1 protein-coding gene is annotated in these 1,546 nt (G+C 50.9%); it reads right to left on the bottom strand.

Annotated features, from left to right (window positions below; all coding sequences use genetic code 11):
* Positions 1–423: 423 nt before the first annotated feature.
* Positions 424–1,467, bottom strand: coding sequence for an L-asparaginase 2 (ansB, locus tag ACZND6_RS12845; RefSeq protein ID WP_279126983.1), 1,044 nt, complete (start codon positions 1,465–1,467; stop codon positions 424–426).
* Between the last annotated feature and the right edge of the window lie 79 nt (positions 1,468–1,546).

Raw genomic sequence — 1,546 nt, 5'->3', positions numbered from 1 at the left:
CTTTTCATTCGTGACATGGAATCCTCTCGTAACTGTTTTTACACCCTTTAGTTTGACCAACTCCTTTCGAGTTGGCTAGATGGCGGGTTCCATGTCATTACACACTTCTTTCCTGCCTGTCCATCGGATCTACGTCTCAGACTCCTGTATGAGTATTGGATATTGAGGAGTCGTGCCCCCACATCCGTCTGAACCGCCTCATATCCGCTTCCTGTTCGTTGAACATGCATTTTGCTATCGGCTTCCTCCAGACCTAGTGTTGCCACTACGCCATTGCCGAGTCGCTAACCCTTCCCCTCATCGGGCGGGTTCGGGATTCTCACCCTATAGAAGTGCGCCATGCTGGGCGCACACGACAAAACCCGAGCAATTGCCCGGGTTTTGCCGTCTCTGAAAAGACTATCGCCTTCTTAACCTATCGGTTTAGTACTGATCGAAGATCTTCTGGATTTCTTTCGGATCCTTAGTCTGAGTCAGGGCCAGCATCAAAAGAACGCGAGCTTTCTGAGGATTCAGAGAACCGGATGAAACAAAACCGTACTTAGCGTCATCGACTTCCGCGTCTTTGGTTGTAGAACCGGTCGGCACACGAGAGGAGCGAACGATCGCAATGCCGTCTTTAGCTGCCTTCTCGATGATCGGGAATGTTGACTTATGAAGGTTGCCGTTGCCGACACCGGCGGTGACGATACCGTCGTATTTGGCATCAACTAAGGCTTGAGCCTGAATTCCTTCAACACCTGCGTGTTGATAGACCACGCCGACCTTCGGCAGCTTGTCTAAACCGTCGACCTTGAACTGAGTCTGAGTCGTGTGTTTGGTCACTGGTGTTGCATCCCACAGAACCTTGCCGTTATGGATCGTTGCCAGCTGACCAGCGTTCGGGCTCTGGAAAGTTTCAACGCCTGTTGTGTTTGTCTTCGTGACGTCACGTGCACCGAGAACACGGTCATTCATCACAACCATAACACCTTTGCCGGCAGCGGAAGGATCACCGGCGACAGCAACGGCGTTGTAGAGGTTAGCAGGACCGTCAGCAGAAAGTGCATTCGACGGGCGCATAGCACCTACCAGAACGATCGGTTTGTTGCACTTAGCCGTGAGGTTCAGAAAGTAAGCGGTTTCTTCCATCGTGTCGGTCCCGTGTGTAATCACAAAACCGTCTTTCTTGCCGCACTCAGCATTGATCTTCTTAGCAAGCGTCAGCCAAACAGCATCGCTCATATCCTGAGAGCCAATCTGTGCAACTTGATCGCTAGTGACATTGGCGATGTTTGCAAGTTCAGGAACTGCCTGCACTAATTTGTCGACACCGACCTTGGCAGCAGAGTAATTGGTTTTATCAGACGCCGCGGATTGTCCGGCAATCGTACCGCCAGTCGCGTAAACAGCAACGTTCGGCAGAGCGGCAAAAGCGGCACCGCATACTGCGGCAAGAACAGTTCCTAAAACAGCCTTACGAATCATTCTTCTCCTCCTCGAATTAAGAAAGCAAACATCACAAAGTGGTCTTGATGCCTGCTTTTGAATGATTCGGAGATTCTAT

The organism is Parasutterella sp., from assembly GCF_057870745.1.
This window is presented reverse-complemented; position numbering and strand designations above follow the sequence as displayed.